Origin of the sequence: Rhizobium sp. BK491 (assembly GCF_014194925.1) — a bacterium.
GTDB lineage: Bacteria > Pseudomonadota > Alphaproteobacteria > Rhizobiales > Rhizobiaceae > Rhizobium.
On sequence record NZ_JACIAR010000003.1, the window covers coordinates 528,145 to 548,278 of the forward strand.

Annotated in this window: 16 protein-coding genes; 8 read left to right on the forward strand and 8 right to left on the reverse strand. The window is 61.0% G+C overall.

Annotated elements, in window-relative coordinates; genetic code table 11:
- Positions 1-7: 7 nt before the first annotated feature.
- The 4 genes from FHX05_RS16850 to FHX05_RS16865 all read left to right on the forward strand — a co-directional run bounded on the left by FHX05_RS16850 (position 8) and on the right by FHX05_RS16865 (position 5,603).
- Positions 8-1,009, forward strand: coding sequence for a serine hydrolase (locus FHX05_RS16850; RefSeq protein WP_183873134.1), 1,002 nt, complete (start codon positions 8-10; stop codon positions 1,007-1,009).
- A gap of 10 nt (positions 1,010-1,019) precedes the next feature.
- Positions 1,020-2,135 carry an anhydro-N-acetylmuramic acid kinase gene (locus FHX05_RS16855; RefSeq protein ID WP_183873136.1) on the forward strand — a complete coding sequence of 372 codons (1,116 nt, stop codon included), beginning with the start codon at positions 1,020-1,022 and terminating at the stop codon, positions 2,133-2,135.
- 104 nt (positions 2,136-2,239) lie between these two features.
- Positions 2,240-3,190 carry a lytic transglycosylase domain-containing protein gene (locus FHX05_RS16860; protein WP_112603462.1) on the forward strand — a complete coding sequence of 317 codons (951 nt, stop codon included), beginning with the start codon at positions 2,240-2,242 and terminating at the stop codon, positions 3,188-3,190.
- Positions 3,191-3,332: 142 nt separating this feature from the next.
- Positions 3,333-5,603, forward strand: a complete 2,271-nt coding sequence (locus FHX05_RS16865) for an FdhF/YdeP family oxidoreductase (protein WP_183873138.1) — start codon at positions 3,333-3,335, stop codon at positions 5,601-5,603.
- 46 nt (positions 5,604-5,649) lie between these two features.
- On the opposite strand, the gene ugpC is transcribed toward FHX05_RS16865, so the two are convergent.
- The 7 genes from ugpC to putA form a co-directional block, all read right to left on the reverse strand.
- Positions 5,650-6,723, reverse strand: a complete 1,074-nt coding sequence (gene ugpC, locus FHX05_RS16870) for a sn-glycerol-3-phosphate ABC transporter ATP-binding protein UgpC (RefSeq protein WP_183873140.1) — start codon at positions 6,721-6,723, stop codon at positions 5,650-5,652.
- A 1-nt stretch (position 6,724) separates the two neighbouring features.
- Positions 6,725-8,656 carry a glycoside hydrolase family 127 protein gene (locus FHX05_RS16875; RefSeq protein ID WP_183873142.1) on the reverse strand — a complete coding sequence of 644 codons (1,932 nt, stop codon included), beginning with the start codon at positions 8,654-8,656 and terminating at the stop codon, positions 6,725-6,727.
- Positions 8,657-8,678: 22 nt separating this feature from the next.
- Complete coding sequence (locus FHX05_RS16880) at positions 8,679-9,542, reverse strand: carbohydrate ABC transporter permease (RefSeq protein WP_183873144.1); 864 nt, start codon at positions 9,540-9,542, stop codon at positions 8,679-8,681.
- A complete protein-coding gene (locus tag FHX05_RS16885) occupies positions 9,539-10,453 on the reverse strand; it encodes a sugar ABC transporter permease (RefSeq protein WP_183712386.1) in 915 nt (304 codons plus the stop codon). Before FHX05_RS16885 ends, FHX05_RS16880 begins: the two co-directional genes overlap by 4 nt.
- A 66-nt stretch (positions 10,454-10,519) precedes the next feature.
- Positions 10,520-11,758: a sugar ABC transporter substrate-binding protein gene (locus FHX05_RS16890; protein ID WP_183873146.1), complete on the reverse strand. Its 1,239-nt coding sequence runs from the start codon at positions 11,756-11,758 to the stop codon at positions 10,520-10,522.
- A 45-nt stretch (positions 11,759-11,803) separates the two neighbouring features.
- A complete protein-coding gene (locus FHX05_RS16895; RefSeq protein WP_183873582.1) occupies positions 11,804-12,823 on the reverse strand; it encodes a LacI family DNA-binding transcriptional regulator in 1,020 nt (339 codons plus the stop codon).
- A 223-nt stretch (positions 12,824-13,046) separates the two neighbouring features.
- Positions 13,047-16,751 (reverse strand): trifunctional transcriptional regulator/proline dehydrogenase/L-glutamate gamma-semialdehyde dehydrogenase, encoded by a 3,705-nt coding sequence (putA, locus tag FHX05_RS16900; protein WP_183873148.1) that lies wholly within the window; start codon positions 16,749-16,751, stop codon positions 13,047-13,049.
- 185 nt (positions 16,752-16,936) lie between these two features.
- Here putA and FHX05_RS16905 point away from each other — a divergent pair, with 185 nt between their 5' ends.
- The gene (locus FHX05_RS16905) at positions 16,937-17,398 is read left to right on the forward strand and encodes an Lrp/AsnC ligand binding domain-containing protein (RefSeq protein WP_015342703.1); all 462 of its coding nucleotides are present in this window, start codon (positions 16,937-16,939) and stop codon (positions 17,396-17,398) included.
- Positions 17,399-17,541: 143 nt separating this feature from the next.
- Positions 17,542-17,808, forward strand: coding sequence for a hypothetical protein (locus FHX05_RS16910; RefSeq protein WP_183873150.1), 267 nt, complete (start codon positions 17,542-17,544; stop codon positions 17,806-17,808).
- 46 nt (positions 17,809-17,854) lie between these two features.
- Here FHX05_RS16910 and FHX05_RS16915 read toward each other — a convergent pair whose 3' ends face one another.
- Positions 17,855-18,040 carry a 4-oxalocrotonate tautomerase gene (locus FHX05_RS16915; protein ID WP_112336872.1) on the reverse strand — a complete coding sequence of 62 codons (186 nt, stop codon included), beginning with the start codon at positions 18,038-18,040 and terminating at the stop codon, positions 17,855-17,857.
- 116 nt (positions 18,041-18,156) lie between these two features.
- Between FHX05_RS16915 and FHX05_RS16920 the strand changes: the two genes are divergently transcribed.
- Both FHX05_RS16920 and FHX05_RS16925 read left to right on the forward strand, forming a co-directional pair.
- Complete coding sequence (locus FHX05_RS16920) at positions 18,157-19,041, forward strand: LysR family transcriptional regulator (protein WP_183873152.1); 885 nt, start codon at positions 18,157-18,159, stop codon at positions 19,039-19,041.
- Between the two features lie 70 nt (positions 19,042-19,111).
- Complete coding sequence (locus FHX05_RS16925) at positions 19,112-20,116, forward strand: LacI family DNA-binding transcriptional regulator (RefSeq protein WP_183873154.1); 1,005 nt, start codon at positions 19,112-19,114, stop codon at positions 20,114-20,116.
- Positions 20,117-20,134 lie beyond the last annotated feature (18 nt).

Sequence of the window (20,134 nt, forward strand, 5' to 3'; positions counted from 1 at the left end):
GGGGAGCATGCAGTTTCAAGAGCGTTTTGATCGAGCCTTCGCGCCGATCGAGCAATCGGTTTCGGCGGCACGCATCCCCGGCGGCGTGCTTGGTATGGTCGATCTCGACGGTATCAGGCAGGTCCGCGCCGTCGGTTCGGCACAGAAGGTACCGGATGTCAGGCCGATGCTGGTTGACACCTGGTTCGATCTTGCCTCGCTCACCAAGGTTATTTTCACCACGCCGCGCATCCTGGCCCTAGCCGAGGCCGGCACGTTCGACCTGGATGCTCCTTTGATCGAACTCCTGCCCGACCTGTGCCAGTACAGCGCCGAGGCCTGGGAACGGAAGGTGACGTTCCGCCAATGTCTCGGTCATCAGACACCATTTCCGGCGGTCGAGCCGATCTACACCTATGGCCGTGCCCCCGACCTCCTGCGCACCTTCATCCTGCAGCGTGAATGGCGTGCCGGCCCACCCGTCTATTCCGACATCAATTTCATTTTGCTTGGCTTCGCGCTGGAGCGGCTGAGCGGGAAGACAATCCGCGCCATGGACCCCGGGCCGGGATTTGCTTTTTCCGCGCCGCCAGAACTATCGGCGGCAACGGAAGACTGCACCTGGCGTCACCGCGTTCTATCGGGCGAGGTTCATGACGACAATTGTTCGGCATTGCAGGGTGCCGGTCATGCCGGTCTCTTCGGAACGGCGGACGCGATTCTCGATTTCGCCAAGGGGTTGCTTGACGGTAGCGGCGCGTCGGCACAGTCAATCGCGCTGATGCGGACACCGCTTTCCGCCACTCGCACCCATGGCTGGGAACGGCCCCATGACGGTTGGCATGGCGGCACTCTTTGTTCGCCCGGCACGATCGGTCATACGGGGTTTACAGGCGTGGCCCTCTGGGTCGATTTTGACCAAGGCAAGGCCTGGACCCTCCTTACCAACCGCATTCATCCGACACGTCACTTCGACAGCGGCATACTGGCGCTCCGTCAGACCGTCAGCGATCTCGTCAACGCAGCATAGGAGCCTGATCATGGAACCAATCTGGGCAGTCGGTCTGATGACCGGAACCGTCCTTGACGGCAATATCGATGTCGCCATGCTGAAGACCGATGGCGAGCGCGTTGCGGAATTCGGCCCTTACGTGCTGGCCCCCTATCCCGATTGGATCCGCAGGCTCCTGGAAGAGACGCTGGCACAGGCGCGCATTTGGAATTTCGAAGGGCCGGAGCCGGCGATCTTCAAGCAAGCCGAGGAGGCCTTGACGCGGGCGCAATCGGAGGCGGTCAGGGAATTGGTCGAAGGGAATGGCATGACGATGACAGACATCGGTGTCGTCGGTTTCCATGGCCAGACTGTCCTGCATCGCGCGCCACAGAAGGATCGGTTGGGGCAGACGCGCCAGCTTGGCGATGGCGAGCTGATGCGGTCCATTCTCGGCACGAAGGTCGCCTATGATTTCCGCTCGGCCGACATGCGCGCCGGCGGGCAGGGAGCGCCGCTTGCGGCAGCCTACCATACCGCGCTGCTGCGAGGTGCAGGTGCTGCGGGCGAGGCCGCCATTCTCAATCTCGGTGGTGTCGCCAATGTCACCTGGTGGGATGGAGAGGGCAATTTCGTTGCTTTCGATACCGGCCCGGCCAATGCGCCGCTCAACGACTTCATCAAGTCGCACGGGCTTGGCGAGATGGACCGCGACGGTGCGCTTGGGGCTGCCGGCAAGGTCGATGAGGCACGGCTCGAGCGGCTGCTGCAGCATCCCTATCTCACGGCGCCCTATCCGAAGTCGCTGGATCGTTTCGATTTCGGCGCCTCCATGGCGGATGGCCTCAGCCCGGAGGATGGTGCAGCCACACTTTCGGCCTTCACGGCAAGCGCTGTGGGCAAGGCGCTGGATCTCCTTCCTCGCAGGCCCACCAAGGTCGTCGTCAGCGGCGGCGGCCGGCATAATCCGACGATCATGTCGATGCTCAGGAGCCGGGCCGGGGTGGAGCCGATCTTCGCCGAAGATCTCGGCTGGCGCGGCGACGCGGTGGAGGCGGAGTGCTTTGCGTTTCTCGCGGTGCGCGTGCTGCGGGGCCTGCCGATCAGCTTTCCCGGCACGACGGGCGTGCCGGCGCCGATGCGCGGCGGCCGCCTCGCGCAATAGCCGCCCGCGAACCAGCTATCGCGTGAGGTTTTCGCTTCCGTCCATCGATGATATGAAGAGGCCACGAATTTGCGATCGCTTGGTCTCGGACGGATATCGCTTATATGGCAGGCAGGCATTACCGGGCAGGCTTCGTCGGCATCATCGTTGCTTTTGCGATCGCATTTGCCATCGATGCTTTTGTTTTTAGCCCAGCAGCTGCGCAACCGGAATGGCGCGTTGCGCCTCCCGTCTGCGTTTCCGGCCCAATGACGACGGAGACGGGCGAGACGCTTTGCCTGCGCAAGGACAGCTACAATCGCGATCTCTGCACGGCCATCGAGTATTTCGCTCACAGCAATCGTCTGCCGCCGGAATATCTGGCGCGGCTGGTCTGGCGTGAAAGCCTGTTTCGCTCCGATGCAGTCAGCCCTAAGGGCGCTCGCGGCATCGCGCAGTTCATGCCGGGAACGGCGAAGCTGCGTGGCGTGCGCGACAGCTACGATGCGCTGGAAGCACTTAGCAAGGCGGCGACCTATCTCGATGAATTGCGTGACCGTTTTGGCAATCTGGGTCTTGCCGCCGCTGCCTATAATGCCGGCGAGGGCGGTCTTGCCAATTTCCTGAATTCCGGCGGGCTTCCCTATGAGACGCGCAACTATGTGAGCGCGATCACCGCCCACAGCGTCGAGGAATGGCGCGACGATCCGCCCGATATCGCAGCTCCGGTGCTGGATAAGAGCAAGCCGTTCGTCGATTCCTGTGTCGCGCTTGCGCAAAGCCGGCGGCTAAAGCCCATTCCCTTGGAGCAGGAGCGGCCCTGGGCGCCCTGGGGCGCGCAACTCGCCGAACATTTTCAGGTGGATGCCGCTCGCCGTCTGTTTACCGCAAATATCCGGAAGCTGCCGGCTCCGCTGAACGCGGAAAAGCCGTTGATCGTGCGGCAGCGCAATGCCGACTTTGGCCGCCGTGTCCGTTATGCGGCGCGCATTCCGCGGCAAACGCGGGAGGAAGCGGATGCCGTTTGCACGCAAGTCCGGCAGCAGGGCGGCTCCTGCCTGGTCTTCAGGAACTAATGTAAGCGCATAGCTCCGGCATGCTTGGTGATTGTTTGATTCTCTGTCGCTTGATTGTGCTTTACTCCCTGATGTCGCAAGCTTATTTCTTGCAAGCCCGACCTTTGGGAGGAAGCCGTTTGGGTTGCTAAAGGAGCGTATGATGGCGCAGAAGCGTGAAGTCCCCGGTATTCGTCCCTACAACAGACCCGCTGGCGGTTGGGGAGCCCTGAAGGCGACCGCCAATGCAGTGCGCGAGCAGATGGACATCACCGAAGCGCCCGGCCTGCTGCTGCGCACCAACAAGCCCACGGGTTTCGATTGCCCCGGCTGTGCCTGGCCCGACAAGGAACACACCTCCACCTTCCAGTTCTGCGAAAACGGTGCCAAGGCCGTCACCTGGGAAGCGACGAACAAGCGCGTAACGCCCGAATTCTTCGCCGAGCACACGGTCAGCGAACTTCTGACCTGGAGCGACTACGAGCTGGAAAATTCCGGACGGTTGACGCATCCGATGGTCTATGACCGCGCATCCGATACCTACCGGCCGATTGCCTGGGAGGACGCCTTTGCCCGCATCGGCGAGGTCATGCGCAGCCAGCCCGATCCGGATATGGTCGAATTCTATACGTCGGGCCGCGCCTCCAACGAAGCGGCTTTCCTCTTCCAGATTTTCGCCCGCGAATACGGCACCAACAACTTCCCCGACTGCTCGAACATGTGCCACGAAGCGACCAGCGTCGGCCTGCCGCAATCGATCGGCATCGGCAAGGGCACCGTCTCGCTCGACGACTTCGACGAATGCGATCTGATCATCTCCATGGGGCACAATCCCGGCACAAATCATCCGCGCATGATGGGTACGCTGCATGAATGCTCGCGCCGCGGCGTGCCGATCATCGTCTTTAATCCGCTGAAGGAGCGGGCGCTGGAGCGTTTTGCCGACCCGCAGGATCCGATCGAGATGGGAACCTTCAGCTCGACCCGGATCGCATCGTCCTATTATCAGGTCAAGATTGGCGGCGATGCCGCCGCGCTCAAGGGCATCATGAAGGCGGTTCTCGCACTGGCCGAGACCTCGTCAGATGTTCTTGATCATGCCTTCATTGCCGAACACACCACCGGCTTCGACGCGCTTGTTGCCGATATCAATCAGACGGAGTGGGCCGATATCGAGCGTGTCTCTGGTCTTGCCCGGGCTGATCTGGAGCGGGTTGCCGACGCCTACGTCAAGTCAAAGGCGACGATCGTCGCCTATGGCATGGGCATCACTCAGCATGCCAAGGGAACGGCCAATGTCCAGCAGATCGCCAATCTCTTGCTGCTGCGGGGCAATTTCGGCAAGCCGGGAGCCGGCATCTGCCCTCTGCGCGGCCATTCCAACGTGCAAGGCAATCGCACCGTCGGAATTACCGAGAAGCCGACGCCGGCCTTGATCGAGGGTATCGAACGGGCGTTCGGCTTCACGTCGCCGGCTCATCATGGTCACGATGCCGTTGCCGCCATGCAGGCGATGGCGGAGGGGCGCTCCAAGGTGCTGCTTTGCCTCGGCGGTAATTTCTCGATTGCGCTTCCCGATCCGGAACTTTGCGCGCAGGCGATGCGTAAGCTCGATCTCGCCGTCCATATGAACACCAAGCTCAATCGCTCCAATCTACTTATTGGCAAGGAATCCTTCCTGTTCCCCGTGCTTGGCCGTACCGAGCAGGACGTTCAGGCAACCGGCGCGCAGTCAGTCACGATCGAGGATTCGATGTCGATGGTGCATGCGTCGCGCGGGCGGCTGAAGCCGGCCTCCGACCAGCTGCGTTCCGAGCCTGCCATCGTTGCGGGAATAGCGCAGGCGGCCCTGCCGAACAGCAAGGTTGCGTGGATGGAGCTAATCACGGACTACGATCTGATCCGCGACAAGATCGAAATCGTCTATCCGGATTTTGCCGATTACAATGAGCGCATCCGCGTGCCGGGCGGCTTTCGCCTGCCGATCGGACCGACGGAGCGCGTCTGGAAGACGCCCTCTGGCAAGGCGGAGTTCAAGCTGTTTTCCGGCCTCAACGAGGACATCTCGCTTTCAGATGGGACTATCCTCAAGCTCGCTACGATCCGCAGCCATGATCAGTACAATACGACGATCTACGGTCTCGACGATCGTTATCGCGGCGTCTTCGGCCGCCGTGACGTGCTGTTCATGAACGATAGGGATTTGAAGGCAAAGGGGTTGGAGCACGGCGATCTCGTCGAGATCGAGACCGCGCTGCCCTCAGGCGGCAAACGGCTCTTGAAGCTGACCGCCATTTCCTACGATATTTCCGAGGGCTCTGTTGCTGCCTATTACCCGGAGGCAAATTGCCTGATCCCGATCGACTACCAGGACAAGGAAAGCGGCACTCCTTCGTATAAGTCCGTTCCGGTGCGGGTCAGCAAGGCGGCTTGAGTTCTTGCAGACATCCGATGAGTGGGTGGATTGGATAGACGGAACTCTACCGCAGCCTTCCTCCCTGCTTGTCGAAATAGCGTCGACGTTCGGGCGGGCAGTAAAGATGGAGCGTGTCGCCGCGCTCGATCTCCGGCCCGTCGCGATATTCGGCGATGATCGCCTGGCCGTCCTCTGTCTGGCAATAGAGATAGCGTGTGCCGCCCAGATATTCGGTGACATCGACCGTGACCCGCAAGGTATCGCCCGCGTTTGACGCGACGACGAAATGTTCGGGGCGCATGCCGAGCAGGATCTTTTCGCCGGATGATGGTTTGTGCTGGCTAAGATCGACTTTGATGCTGCCATTGCCGACCTTTGCCGATCCGTCGCCTGACCATGTCGCTTCGATCATGTTCATCCTCGGCGAACCGATGAAGCCGGCGACGAAACTGTTGGCCGGATCTTCATAGACCTCGCGCGGGCTGCCGACCTGCTCGATCCGGCCGTCCCTCAGCACGACGATCCTGTCGGCGAGCGTCATGGCCTCGGTCTGGTCATGGGTGACATAGATCATCGTATTGCCGAGTTCGCGATGCAGCCGGGCAATTTCGATGCGCATCGAGACGCGCAGCTCCGCGTCGAGATTGGAAAGCGGCTCGTCGAAGAGAAAGACATCCGGCTCGCGAACGATAGCGCGGCCGATGGCGACACGCTGGCGCTGGCCGCCGGAAAGCTGTCCCGGCCGCCGATCCAATAGATGGTCGATCTTGAGGATCGAGGCGGCGGAGCGCACCCGTCTTTCGATTTCGGAGGCATCGGTTCGGGCCATTTTTAGCCCAAAACCAAGATTGTCGCGCACGCTCATATGCGGATAGAGCGCATAGGACTGGAAGACCATGGCTATGCCGCGCTCGGACGGATCGAGATCGGTGACGTCTCGGCCCTTGATGGCGATCTCGCCGTCCGTGACTTCCTCCAGCCCGGCAATCATCCGCAGCAACGTGGACTTGCCGCAGCCGGACGGGCCGACGAAGACGACGAAAGCCCCTTCCGGTATGTCGAGGTCGATGCCGTGGATGACCTCCAGTCCGCCAAAACTCTTGCGGACGCCGGTCAAGCGCATGCCGTTCTTCGTCATGTCAGGCTCCGCGCTGCATCTGACCGGCGCGGATCCAGACGAGCATCTCGCCCGGATCGCGATTGTCCCAAAGATGGTAGGGCACGAAACGCGCGGTGGAGGCAACGCTTTTCGGCGGTGTCGTCCGATAGAGATCTGAGCCCCAGTCCGCCTCCTCGCGCATGACCGAAACATCGAGCGCCACCGCACCCTCCAATGCGGCAATTTCCGTCGCCTTGGCGGAGGCCGGATCGCTGGAAAGCGAAATGCCGTTGAGGTCGTGACCATTGTCGGTAGTTTCGACGCAATAGACGAGCGGCCCGCGCATCAGGGCCGCACGCCCGGCATCCTGGCGGACCTTTGGGTTGGCAAACAGCGTGCGCGGGATGAGCGGAAGCGTGAGGTCGACGCTGTCGCCGGCCTTCCATTCCCGCTCGATACGGGCATAGCCGTCGACGGTGATCGTTGCCAGATCGACCGGTGCGCCATTGACTGCGAGCGTCGCGCCCTCGGCCCATTCGGGGATGCGCAGCGATAGCGCAAATTTCACGTTGCGATCGGGATTGACCTCGAAGCGGATTGCACCATCCCAGGGATAGCGTGTCTCCTGGGAAAGCTGCACGGTCAGACCACCGGCGAGAGGGACGCGGGCTTTGCTTTCACCGTAGAGATGGACGGCGATCTCGTTGTCGGCGGCGGCATACATATAGGAGCCGACGGAGGCGAGCAGGCGTGCGATATTGGGCGGGCAGCAGGGGCAATGGTGCCAGGTCCAGCGGTGATGCTTGCCGGCGCTTTCCAGCGGGTTTTCATAGAAGAAGGTCTTGCCGTCTTGCGACAGGCCCGCCATTGCGCCGTTGTAGAGTGCTACTTCCATGATGTCGGCATAGCGGCGGTTCGGTCCGCGACCGAGCATGCGGTTGGCCCAGAAGACCAGACCGACCGAGGCGCAGGTCTCGGCATAGGCGCTCTCGTTCGGCAGGTCGTAATAGTCGGTAAAGCCCTCGTTGGAGGCAGCCGGCCCGATGCCGCCGGTCACATACATCTGCTTCGTCGTCAGGTCGTTCCAGAGCGTTTCAAGGGCCGCAGTCAGCGTATCGTCGTTATATTCCGTCGCGATATCGGCCATGCCGGAATAGAGGTACATGGCGCGCACCGCATGGCCCACCACCTTGGTCTGCTCGCGCACCGGCAGGTGCGACTGGCTGTATTCATAGGTCTTCTGCACGAAGTTCTTTGGGTCGCGACCGTCACGAATGGCTTCCTCAGTGAAGAAATGCGGTTCCTGGCCGCGCTCGTCGATGAAGTATTTTGCGAGATCGAGATATTTCTTCTCACCGGTGACGCGGCCGAGCTTGACGAGTGCAAGCTCCACCTCTTCATGGCCGCAATAGCCGCGCAGCTGGCCTTCGCCATGGCCGAAGACGGTGATCATGTAATCGGCAAAGCGGCTCATAATGTCGAGCAGCTTGCGCTTGCCCGTTGCTTGGTAATAGGCGACGGCCGCCTCGATCAGATGGCCGGCGCAATAAAGTTCGTGATGATCGCGCAGGTTGGTCCAGCGACGGCCGGGCTGGACGCGCTGGAACCAGGCGTTCAGATAGCCGTCCTCCTGCTGCAGCTTTTCGTACATGTCGATGATGGCGTCCGCACGCGCCTCCAGTTCGGCATTGGGACGACGATAGAGCGAATAGGCGATAGTCTCGATCGACTTGCCGAGATCGCTGTCCCAGAACATCTGCGTCGAGCCCGACCATGTCTGCAAGGGGATGACGATGCCGGGGCTTGGCTGACTGACGTCGATCGCCTGGATCATGCCCGCTTCGACGCAGCGGTCGAGCAGGGTCGCGGCGGTGGAATTGCAGATGGCATCCTGGCGGGCGCCGAAAAGCCCTCCGAGCTCGACATTCGGAACGGGTAGGGGGCGAAACTGGCGGCTTTCTCTGTCAGACATGGCTTGATCCTTACTTAAAGGGTTATTTCACCGCGCCGGCCATCAGCCCGCGCATGTAATAGCGTTGCAGAAGCAGGAAGACGATGACGCAAGGGATGGTCATGACGGTGATACCGGCCTGGACCGCTCCCCAGTTGACGGCGCCGAGGCGACCGGTCCTGACGGCGATCATCAGCACCGGCAGGGTGAATTTCTCGTTGCTCGACAGGAGTACCAAAGCTGCCAGGAACTCGTTCCAGGCATTGAGGAAGGCGAAGATCGCGACGGTTGCGACACCCGGCAGCACCAATGGGAAGAGAACGCGGAACAGCAGTTTCAGATCGCGTGCGCCGTCGATGCGCGCGGCCTCCTCGATTTCCTTGGGCACGGCGTCGAAGGCGTTGCGCATCATGAAGACCGAAAAAGGAAGCTGCAGCGTCACATAGACGAGCGTCAGCCCGATCAGCGAATTGTTGAGGCCGAGCCTTGCCAGGATGATGAAGAGCGGCGTCAGGATCGACTGGAAGGGGATCATCAGCGTCGCGATGATCAGGATGAAGAGCGCACTCTTGAAGGGGAAATGATAGCGCGAGAAGCCATAGCCGGCGAGCAGGCTGACGATGACGGTCAAGAGCACGGTGGCGACCGAGACGAAGAGTGAGTTCAGCGTATGCTGGACGACGCCGGCGCCGAAGCCATCGAGAGAGCGATAGGCGTCGAAGCTGAAGCCGGTCGTTGGCCAAGGCGGCAGCGGCGGAAGGCTCGCCTCGGTTCCATGCCGGAATGACGACAGCAGTGCAATGGCGAATGGCGCGAAGAAAAAGATGACGATAACGACGCCGATGCCGTGATAGCCGATGCCGCCCCAGAGCTTGCGCCGCACGCGACGCTCCTTAGCCGTGCTCATGGCTTGTCCTCCCCGACGCGCAGCAGCCAAAGCTGGACGATGCTGATCAGCACCAGGATGACGAGGAGCGCGATCGAGAGCGCTGCGCCATAACCGAGATTGAAGGATACGAAGGACTGGTTGAAGATGTAATAGACCACCGAAATCATGCGGTTCTGCGGGCCGCCTGATGTCATGATGTAGAACTGGTCGAAGGCAAGCACCGAGCCGGTGATGGAAATGATGAGCGCAAGCGCAATCGTGCGACGCATTAGCGGCAGGGTGAGATGTCGGAAGCGCTGCCAGCGCTTGGCGCCGTCGATTCGCGCGGCCTCGGTCAGTTCGGAGGGGATTGCCTGCAGGCCTGTCAGCAGGATGATCATGGTAAAGCCGGCGATCTTCCAGACCACCATGACGATGATGGTCGCGAATGCCATGTCGAAATCGGCAAGCAGGTTTGGCCTCTTGTCGACGAGACCGAGCGCCAGAGCGACCGGTGCGAAGAAGCCGGCGTCGACATTGGCGAGCCAGACCCAGAGCAGCGACGCCGTTGCAAGTCCGACGACGACGGGAAGGAAGATGATCGTGCGGTAGAAGCCGACGAACGGCCGGTGTTTTTCGACGAAGAAGGCGAGCGGGAAGGCTATGGCGAAGATCGCAATGGTCACGATCACCGTGTAATAGGCGGTGAAGCGCAGCGCTGCCATGAAGCGCATATCGGAGACCATGCGGATATAATTACCGAAGCCGATCCAGCGGGGATTGCCGAGCAATGGCCAGTTGTGGAAGCTCATCCAGAAGGTAAAGGCCACGGGTAGCAGGAAGAAGACGATCACGAGCGCCATGGCCGGCGCGATATAGAGAAACCCGTGCCAACTGGCACGCCGTCGTTTTCGGGGACGTGCGGTTGCGATAGCTCCAGGGCCAGCCATGGAATGCTCCCGATATTGCGATGGAGGAACCGGGGAACACAAAGCTCCCCGGCGCGGGTGAGTTTACTATTGTTGAGCGTTGTCGATGATCGACTGCATCTCCGATTGGGCATTGGAGAATGCGCCATCGACGTCGCTTCCGAAGATGGCTGCGTTGGTGAAGCCCGCCCACGGTCCGTTAGCGCTGTTGATCAGGTCGTTGAACTGTAGCGTGTAAGGCGTTTTGGCAACCGAGATTGCCTTCAGCCCGACCTGCATGCGCGGATCCAGGCCCTGAAGCACCTGGTCGGCGATATCGCCGCGCGTCGGCAGGCTGCCGTACTTCGCCATGATCTTCTGTCCGTCGAGCGAATAAGTGTATTCGAGGAACTTCTTCACGGCATCGAGCTTCTTCGTGCCCTTTGAGATGACGAAATTGTCGCCGCCAGCAAAAGAGGACGGCTTGCCGTCGACGCCGGGGATCAGCGTCACGCCGAAATGGATATCGGGATATTGCGTGATCAGTGTGCCGATCGAAAAGGCGCCGATGCTCTGCTGGCCGATCTTGCCGTTACTGATGCTCAGAAAGTTGGCGCCGGTATCACTTGCGGCACCCGCCGGCACCAGATCCTTCTTGACCATGTTGCGATAGATGTCGACTGCCTTGCGCATTTGCGGCGTGTCGAGCGTTGCCTTCTTGCCGTCCTCCGAGAGAATATCGGTGCCGGCACCCCAGACGAGCGGCGTGAAGGTGAAGATCATGCAGCCGCCGCAGCCGCCGCCGGAGAAGTAGAAGCCGTAGGTATCGCCACCGAGCGCGCGAATCTTCTCGGCATTGCTTGTGATCTCCTCCCATGTGGTCGGAGCCTTTTCAGGGTCGAGGCCGGCCTTTTTGTAAAGATCCTTGTTCCAGGCGAAAACCGAGGTTTCGACGGATAGGGGCAGGCCATAGATGTGACCGTCATAGGTGCCGAGCTTCACATGCGAGGGCGACAGCGAATTGAAATAGGGCAGGCTCTTTGCCCAGTCCGTCAGATCCTCGAGCTGACCGGCGGCGGCGAAAGCCGGCGTATAGATGAGGTCCATCGACAGAGCGTCGGGCGCCTGGCCTCCGGCAATGGCCGTCGCATATTTCTGCACGAGTTCGGCAAAGGGCACTTCCGTCAGCGTGACCTTGTCCTCATGGCCGGCATTATAGGCCTCGACGACCTTCTTGAAGGAATCGCCAATGCCGCTTCGAACCCACATGGAGATGTTTTCGGCAGATGCACCGGATGCAAGCATTAAGGATATGAGGCCTGTTGCGGCCAAAAATCGCTTCATCATGTTCTCCTCCCACGGGGCTACTCCCGTCAGCCCCTCTTTCCTCTATCAACGATCGGGGCCTCCCCCGCATGATTGCCGCACGATAAGCTCGCACGGCAAAGTTCTGATGCCAGGTTCGACGTCGCGCCCCTCGGCAAGCGCGAGAACTGTCAAGCCCGCCTCGCGGCCGAGGGCTTTAAGATTCATGTCGACCGTCGTCAGCGGTGGCCGTGTCTGGGCGGCGACAATCTCCCAATTGTCGAAACCGACCACCGAGACATCCTCCGGCACCCGCACACCGCGTTCGCGAAGCGCATCGACGACCGCGCGGGCAATCTGGTCGTTGCCGCAGAAGATCGCGTCCGGCTTTGCTCCAGCCACGCTCCAAAGCTGTGCGACGGCGTGGTGTCCCCAGGCCTCGGACCATGTACCGTACATGACCGGCAGCCCGTCTCCGGCGAGGTCGCGATAGGCCTTGGCGCGCTCACGCACCGAAACGAAGCTTTCAGGGCCGGTCACATGGGCGATCCGGCGTCGGCCGAGTCCCTGCAACCATTCGACCGCAAGGGCCGCCCCCTGATAGTCGTCGGCGCAGAAGGTGACGCTTCCCGGAGCCCCCTCGGTAAATGCATAGATGACCGGGATCGGCAGATTGGACAGATCGACGGGCAGGCGGCGGTCGATCCGCTTTCCAGAGGCGATGATGCCATCCACATGCTTGTCCAGCATCGCGTCCACATGAACCTTTCCAAGCGCCGGATCGTCCTCAATCGTGCAGAGGAAGACCGATACCCCGTGATCGACGAGCGCTTCCGTGATGCCGGCCATGACTGGCAGCGTGAAGCGGCCATATGTATCGTTGGTCAGAAGACCGATCGTGAACGTGCGATTGCTGAGCAATCCCTTGGCCAAGGCATTCGGACGGAAGCCGATGTCGGCGGCGGCACGCTTGACCCTTTCGCGTGTGTCGTCGCCCATGCGGCCGGTATTGTTCAAGGCCTTGGATGCCGTTGAAATGCTTACGCCCGCAGCCGCCGCAACGTCGTGAATCGTTGCGCGTCCGCTTTTCGCACGCTGATTTTCCAGATGTCTTCTCCCAGTCGAGTTTTCATGAGAAAAGCTTTTCTCAGTGCACGAGTCAACTAGAGAAAAGCTTTTCTCAAAAATTTCTGCACGGAAAAGAAGGAGGCCGAGAAGCTGGGTGAGGGCCGTAGCGAATTGGCAGGTCACTGCAGAATGTACGCCATGAAACGAAGCGGCGGCCGAGACCTGCCGGTCCCGGCCGCCGCGTTCTAGATCGCCGTTAGTTTCAGCCGATCGTCATCAGGCTGGCATTGCCGCCGGCGGCCGCGGTGTTGATTGATGTCGTCACCTCTTCGAGCAGCCAGTTGAGGCAATAGGCGTCTGCGTTCTTGGCAATTTCCTCGCTCGACGCAGCCTGTGTGAGAACCAGCGGGCCGGGGATAGCCGAGATCGTCTTGATCGCCTGCTGGATGCGTGCAGCGTCACCTTCGATGAGAGCGCCAGCGAAAGGTCCATCGGCCGCCCAGTCTTTCGTCCAGGAGATGCGGTTTGCGACCTGCGCCGGCAGGCCATGAAGCTCTTCCTGCAAGCCGGATGCCGCATCGATGACGATCGAATTGCCTGTCGCAAGGCCTGCGGCGATCTGGACATGCAGGCCAGGAGCCGTCTGCGGAACAAGCAGGATTCTGCCGCGCGGATGCAGCGCGTAGAGGTTCAGCTCGCCGACCGGGCCTTGCAGCTCGGTATTGAAGCCGAGCGACGATTGGGCGGCGACGGCACGGGCCTGTTTGGCTGTGTCCGCGGCACCCTTGCTTTCGAGCCAGGCGACGAACCGCTGGGCGGTGGGGTCGGCTTGTACGGAGGCATCGCGCAACGGTTCGGTCGGGGAGGCGACCAGACGGCGCAGATACATCGGGCCGCCGGCCTTCGGACCGGTACCGGAAAGCCCGCGGCCGCCGAAGGGTTGGACGCCGACGACAGCGCCGATGATGTTGCGGTTGACATAGAGATTGCCGGCGCGCACGCGCTCGGTCACATGGGCGATCGTATCGTCAAGCCGGGTGTGCAGGCCAAAGGTCAAGCCGTAGCCGGAGGCATTGATATCGGCGATCAGCTTGTCGAGCCCCTTGCGCTGATAGCGCATGATGTGAAGGACCGGGCCGAACACCTCGCGCTTCAGATCGCTGAGCTTCTTGAGCTCGATGATGGTGGGAGCGACGAAGGTGCCCTTGGCAGCGCTTTCGGGAAGGTCGAGCTGTTCGACATTGCAGCCGAGCTTGCGCATGCGTTCGATATGCTCGTCGATGCCGCGCTTGGCGTTGTCGTCGATGACGGGGCCGATGTCGACTGCAAGTTGATCGGTCCTGCCGACCGAGAGCTCACGAAGGGCGCCGCGCAGCATGGTCAGCGTACGATCGGCCACTTCCTCCTGCAGGCAAAGGACGCGCAGGGCCGAGCAACGCTGGCCGGCACTGTCGAAGGCCGAGGCGATGACGTCGCCCACGACCTGCTCGGCAAGGGCAGAGGAGTCGACGATCATGCCGTTCTGCCCGCCGGTTTCGGCGATGAGGGGAATCGGCCTGCCGAATTTGGAGAGTCGTTCCGCAAGCTGAGCCTGGATCAGGCGAGCAACTTCCGTCGAGCCTGTGAACATGACGCCGGCGGTTTCGGGAGCACCGACGAGGGCTGCGCCCGTTCTGCCGCTACCGGGGACAAACTGCAGGACATCGCGCGGGATGCCGGCCTCGTGTAGGATGCGGACGCCCTGCGCCGCAATCAGCGGCGTATTGCCGGCCGGCTTGGCGACGACCGGATTGCCGGCGACCAGCGCGGCCGCAACCTGTCCGGTGAAGATCGCCAGCGGGAAGTTCCACGGGCTGATGCAGACGACAGGGCCGAGCGGCACGCTCTCCGGCTTCAGCACCTGGCGTGCCTGCGCGGCATAATAGCGAAGGAAGTCGATCGCTTCCCGGATTTCGCCGACGGCGTTTGCGGCCGATTTGCCGGCTTCGCGGATGGTCAGGCCGACGAGAGCGGGCATCTCGCTCTGCATGAGATCGGCGGCGCGTTCAAGGATGGCGGCGCGCTCTGCGGGGCTCACCGCGGCCCAACGCTCGGCAGCCGCAGCGGCAAGCCGCATGACGTCGGGCGCATCTTCCGGCTCCAGTTCGACGACATGGCCAACGAGGTCCGCATGGTCGGCAGGATTGAGAACTGCACGGGCCACGCCGCGCTCGGAGCCGTCGGCGAGAAGTGGCTTGGCGGTCCAGTCTTTAGCTGCCGAGGCTTGCAGCTGCGCAGAGAGATCGTTGAGCGCCGTTTCATTTGAGAGATCGACACCAGCGGAATTCCGTCGCGCGCCGCCGAACAAATCGGCCGGGAGAGCGATCTTGTCGTGCTGCGCGCCGACAACCGTCATGCTGCGCACGATCTCGACGGGATCGGCGATCAGCTCCGATACGGGGACGGCACGGTCGGCGATCTTGTTGACGAACGAGGAATTGGCGCCGTTTTCGAGCAGGCGGCGGACAAGATAGGCGAGCAGCGTTTCGTGGGTGCCCACTGGCGCGTAGATCCGGCAGGGGCGATTAAGATTTTCGGCGCCCACGACCTCTTCATAGAGCGGCTCGCCCATGCCGTGCAGGCACTGGAATTCATATTTGCCGACCGCAAAGTCGTCGCCAGCCATATGGTAGATGGTGGCCAGGCTCTGGGCGTTGTGGGTGGCAAATTGCGGGAAGACCACGTCGGTCGCGGCCAGCAGCTTCTTGGCGCAGGCGATGTAGGAGACGTCTGTATAGATCTTGCGGGTATAGACGGGGAAACCTTCCAAGCCGTCCAACTGCGCGCGCTTGATCTCGGCGTCCCAATAAGCGCCCTTGACGAGACGGACCATGAGGCGATGCCCGGAGCGGCGGGCAAGATCAATGATGAAATCGAGGACGAAGGGGCAGCGCTTGCCGTAGGCCTGCACCACGAAGCCGATGCCATTCCAGCCGGACAGATCCGGATCGAGGCACAGTTCTTCCAGAAGGTCGAGCGACAGCTCCAGCCTGTCGGCTTCCTCCGCGTCGATATTCAGGCCGATATTGTAGCGCTTGGAGAGCAGCGCCAACGCCTTCACCTTCGGCAGAAGTTCGCCCATCACCCTGTCGGCCTGCGAGCGCGAATAGCGCGGGTGCAGCGCGGAGAGCTTGATGGAGATGCCGGGGCCTTCATAGATGCCGCGCCCAGCCGAGGCCTTGCCGATCGCATGGATGGCGTTTTTATAGTCGCGATAGTAGCGTTCTGCATCGGCATGCGTCGTCGCGGCTTCACCCAGCATGTCGTAGGAGTAGCGGAAGCCCTTTGCTTCGAGCGCGCGTGCTCGCTTCAATGCTTCATCGATGGTCTCGCCGGTGACGAATTGCTCGCCCATCATGCGCATGGCCATGTCGACGCCACGGCGGATGACGGGCTCGCCGGCGCGGGCGATCAGCTTTGTCAGCGCGGCGGAAAGGCCGCCTTCGTTGACCGTCGAGGTCAGCTTGCCGGTCACGACGAGGCCCCAGGTCGCGGCATTGACGAACATCGAGCGGCCACCGCCGATATGCGACTTCCAGTCGCCGCCGGCGATCTTGTCGCGGATCAGCGCATCGCGCGTCGCCGTGTCGGGAATACGCAGCAGTGCCTCGGCAAGGCACATCAGCGCGACACCTTCCTGGCTCGACAGGGAATATTCGTGCACCAACCCTTCGACGCCGTCGCCCTTGTGCTTGGCGCGCAGCGCTTCGATCAGTTTCTTGGCCGTTTTCCTTGTCGCCTCGCGAGTCGTTTCCGGCAAGGTCGCCGCTTCAACGAGGAAGGGCAGGCACTCGGTCTCGGGGCGTCTGTAGGCGGCAGTGATCGCCTGGCGAAGCGGGCTCTGCTCACGAATGGGCGGTGCGAAATGCGAAAATGGGGCAGCATCTGTAGTTGGTTCTTCAGTGGCGAGCTTGGCAGAGACAATCATGATAACCTCAAGGTGCAAGGGGCCTAATGGTTTGAGCTGAGGTTAGCGATATCGCCACCCGTAGCCCTCCCGTTGCTTCGACGAGAACATACTTCATTCCAAAAAAGCGTTCCGCCTTGAAACTGCGGCTTTCCAGTCATATTGAACTTCAATAGCGCTTATTTCAAATAGGAATGCCTGCGAAAATGACCAAATCCAGTGAAATTGACCAGTTCGACCAAAAGATCCTCGACGCCCTCGTCGAAGACGGCCGCATGTCGATCACGGAGCTTTCCGAGCGGGTCGGCCTTTCCAAGACTCCCTGCCAGGCACGCCTTAAGAAACTGATCGATTCCGGCTATATCGACGGCTTCAAGGCCATCCTCAATCCGATCAAGCTTGGTCTCGATCACGTCGCCTTTGCCGAAGTAAAACTCACGGATACCCGTGAGGAGGCCTTGCTCAGCTTCAACAATGCCATCAAGAAAATCAAGGAAATCGAAGAGTGCCACATGATCGCCGGCCGCTTCGATTATCTCCTCAAGGTGCGGACCTCGGACATCCGCCGCTACCGCATCGTTCTTGGCGAGAAAATTTCCAGTTTGCCTTTCGTCGCAAGCACCTCGACCAATGTGGTGATGCAGTCGGTCAAGGAAAACTGGTCGTAATTCCGCTTCCTACTTCATCCGCTTTCCCATCCACCGCGTAAGGCTTCGCCGCCCGATCCATCTTGCCGGCTAAACAATGACCTAGATTTCGCCATTCGAATCGGATCATTGCGAGACGCTAAAATAAGTAGGATGGAGTATGCATGGAGATCAGTGCAGGCGACCGCGACCTTGTTGAGGTCATGAAGCGGTACTTTGCGATGAAGGCCGAAGTCGAGGAAATGAAGCTTCGCCTGGAGGCGGCAAGGCAGGAGAGCGGCGAAGAGATCAACGCATTCTACAATCCGCGCAGCAATCTGAGCCACGCCGCCGATATTATCCGTTCGCATGCTCTCAGGCAGGAGATGGCGCGTCTGATGGATTGGGCCGAGGCCTGGGGGCGGCAGAGCCTGGCGCCAAACGAGGCCTGACGGTCGAATAAAAACCGCCAGGCCGCGATCACGAAATCGGGTCGTTTCAGCTATCCGATTTCAGCTTTCCTGCTGTCGCCCAGGACTCTTTCGAAATCTCGGTAATGATGATTTCCACCGATTCCGGCGGGCAGACGAGTGTTTCCACCGCGGCTTTGGTCGCTTCGCGAACGAAAGCGCGCTTCTGGTCTTGCGTGCGGCCGGGATGCATTTCCAAGCGCAGGATTGGCATGGTAACTCCTTGAGCAATTATCGCCGGATGTTCGGCGCCCACGGACTATCTTGCAAAACCAGTCGGCGATAAATACGCTTCCATTTGCTTCATTCCGAACCTGTGGGTATGCAATCATGGACAAGTTGGCCGGAATGGCGATGTTCGTCAGAGTGGTCGAACAGGGCAGTTTTGCCGCCGCTGCCGACATAAGCCAGGTGTCGCCGGCCATGGTTGCTAAACATGTGAGGACGATCGAACAGCGGCTCGGTGCGCGCCTGCTTCACCGCACGACGCGCCGTCATCAGTTGACCGAGGTCGGCAAGCTTTATTACGAGCGTTGCAAGACGGTGCTGGCGGAGGTGGAGCTCGCCGAGCAATCGGCCTCCGAACTGCAATCGGCGCCGCGCGGGCGCCTGCGGCTCGTCGCCCCCGTCAGTTTCGGGACGCAAAGCCTCGTACCGGCACTTGTCGACTATCTGCATGAAAATTTCGAGGTCAGCGTCGATCTGGCGCTCGACAATAATCCGCATGATCTGATCGGCGAAGGCTACGAACTCGGCATTCATATCGGCGATCTGACGGACACCAATCTCGTGGCGCGTCCGTTGAAACCCTATCGGCGCATTCTTGCGGCGTCGCCCGATTATCTGGATCGGTGCGGCAGGCCGCAAAGCCCTGAGGAGCTTGCCAATCATATGTGCCTCGGCCATTCCTACTGGCGGCTGCAGGGACGCTGGCATCTCGTCGGTCCAGACGGGGAAACGCGTGAGATCGCCATCAAGGGCAGGTTCACCACCAATCAGGGCGGGGCTTTGCGCGTTGCCGCTCTGCACGGAGCCGGCATCGTGCTGCAGCCGGAACTGCTCCTGGCGGCCGATCTCGATGCTGGCCGTCTTGAGCCCGTCCTGCCCCTTTGGTCGTACCAGCCGACACCGATGCACCTTGTCTATGCGCCGGACCGGCGTCCGACGGCCATGCTCCGCAGCGTCATCGATTTCCTCGTCGCTCGCTTCGGCTGAAATTCCCCCTCTTTCATCTATCGCGAATCCATGATCAAATCTGATCATCGGGTTGGAAAATGAGGAAAGCGTGGCCAAGGTTACGTTGAAGGATGTGGCGGCCGCCGCGGGTGTGGGAGCAGCCACCGTCGAGCGTGCGCTCAATGGCCGCGGCAATGTTTTGCCGGAAACGGCGGAAAAGATCTTCATCGCGGCCAAGCGGCTTGGCTACCGCGCGCCGCCTGCGGGGATCAGGCGCGGTCTGGTGCGCATCGAGGTCGTGCTGCTGCGGCCTGAAACCTATTTCTATTCAAGGCTCAATCGCGCTTTCGAGCGCATTGCCGCCTTGCTCGACAAGGATATCCAGATCCAGCGGACGTTCGCCAGGGAAGACGATCCTGCCGATTTTTCGCGTCATATCACCAATCCACAGGCACGGCGCTCCGCGCTGATCGTCGTTGCGCCCGATCATCCCGATGTGGTCGGAAGCATCCGCAAGGCTGCCGGCAGTGGCATTCCTGTCGTGCAGATCATGACGCGGCCAGCATTGGAGCTGCCTTACGTCGGCATCGATAATGAGGCGGCCGGTCGCACCGCCGCCTTCTACATGGCGCGCATGCAGTCGAATATCCCCGGCACTTTCGTCGCGCTCTGCCACAGCGGCGCTTACGAGAACCACAAGGCGCGTATCCGCGGCTTTTCCAACTATCTGCTTGATCATGCGAACCCATCGCATCGCTTCCTTGAAGTCATGTTCGATGAGGACGATGAAATGAAGACGATCGAGCTGCTGACCAACGCCGTCGCCCGGTATCCCGATATTATCGGCCTTTATAGCGCCGGCGGCGACAATGCCGCGATTGCGACGGTTCTGCGCCGGTATCGCCAGCGGCCGGTATTCTGGGTCGGGCACGAATTGTCCGATGCGACGCGCGGCTATCTGAAGGAGGGTTTGATGACGATCGTTCTCGATCAGGCTCCGGAGGTTCAAGCCCGCCGCGCCATCGATCTGACTCTGAAGCGGCTGGGCCTGATCGATACCGACGTCGATCTCGAGCCGGTCCGTTTTCTGACCGTTACCCCGGAAAGCCTTTGAGAACGTTGGCTGGTTGGC

Coding starts and splice junctions, on each gene's coding strand:
- FHX05_RS16850 (WP_183873134.1), top strand. CDS start 8: ATGCAGTTTCAAGAGCGTTTTGATCGAGCCTTCGCGCCGATCGAGCAA.
- FHX05_RS16855 (WP_183873136.1), top strand. CDS start 1,020: ATGGAACCAATCTGGGCAGTCGGTCTGATGACCGGAACCGTCCTTGAC.
- FHX05_RS16860 (WP_112603462.1), top strand. CDS start 2,240: ATGGCAGGCAGGCATTACCGGGCAGGCTTCGTCGGCATCATCGTTGCT.
- FHX05_RS16865 (WP_183873138.1), top strand. CDS start 3,333: ATGGCGCAGAAGCGTGAAGTCCCCGGTATTCGTCCCTACAACAGACCC.
- ugpC (WP_183873140.1), bottom strand. CDS start 6,723: ATGACGAAGAACGGCATGCGCTTGACCGGCGTCCGCAAGAGTTTTGGC.
- FHX05_RS16875 (WP_183873142.1), bottom strand. CDS start 8,656: ATGTCTGACAGAGAAAGCCGCCAGTTTCGCCCCCTACCCGTTCCGAAT.
- FHX05_RS16880 (WP_183873144.1), bottom strand. CDS start 9,542: ATGAGCACGGCTAAGGAGCGTCGCGTGCGGCGCAAGCTCTGGGGCGGC.
- FHX05_RS16885 (WP_183712386.1), bottom strand. CDS start 10,453: ATGGCTGGCCCTGGAGCTATCGCAACCGCACGTCCCCGAAAACGACGG.
- FHX05_RS16890 (WP_183873146.1), bottom strand. CDS start 11,758: ATGATGAAGCGATTTTTGGCCGCAACAGGCCTCATATCCTTAATGCTT.
- putA (WP_183873148.1), bottom strand. CDS start 16,751: ATGATTGTCTCTGCCAAGCTCGCCACTGAAGAACCAACTACAGATGCT.
- FHX05_RS16905 (WP_015342703.1), top strand. CDS start 16,937: ATGACCAAATCCAGTGAAATTGACCAGTTCGACCAAAAGATCCTCGAC.
- FHX05_RS16910 (WP_183873150.1), top strand. CDS start 17,542: ATGGAGATCAGTGCAGGCGACCGCGACCTTGTTGAGGTCATGAAGCGG.
- FHX05_RS16915 (WP_112336872.1), bottom strand. CDS start 18,040: ATGCCAATCCTGCGCTTGGAAATGCATCCCGGCCGCACGCAAGACCAG.
- FHX05_RS16920 (WP_183873152.1), top strand. CDS start 18,157: ATGGACAAGTTGGCCGGAATGGCGATGTTCGTCAGAGTGGTCGAACAG.